Source organism: Cognatundibacterium luofuense (assembly GCF_018139685.1).
Lineage (GTDB): Bacteria > Pseudomonadota > Gammaproteobacteria > Burkholderiales > Burkholderiaceae_D > Undibacterium > Undibacterium luofuense.
Window position 1 is genome coordinate 1 of record NZ_JAGSPN010000632.1, and the last position, 284, is coordinate 284.

Sequence of the window (284 nt, forward strand, 5' to 3'; positions counted from 1 at the left end):
ATGAATCAGTTACATGAACAGGGCGTACGTATGTCGATTGACGATTTTGGCACGGGTTATTCGTCGCTCAGCTATTTAAAGCAATTCAAAGTATATAAGTTAAAAATAGACCAGTCCTTTGTGCGTGACATTACCAGCGATCCGGAAGATAAAGCGATAGTCAGTGCCGTCATCAGCATGGCGCGCAACCTGGGGCTGATGACCATCGCCGAGGGAGTAGAAACACCGGAGCAGCTTGCTTTCCTGCGACAGCATGCCTGTGATGAAGTGCAGGGGTATTTATT

At 47.5% G+C, this 284-nt stretch carries 1 protein-coding gene; it reads left to right on the plus strand.

Translation table 11 applies throughout. The features are described from left to right. The coding region (locus KDM89_RS21960; protein ID WP_212689869.1) for an EAL domain-containing protein at window positions 1-284 on the plus strand (284 nt) is incomplete at both ends.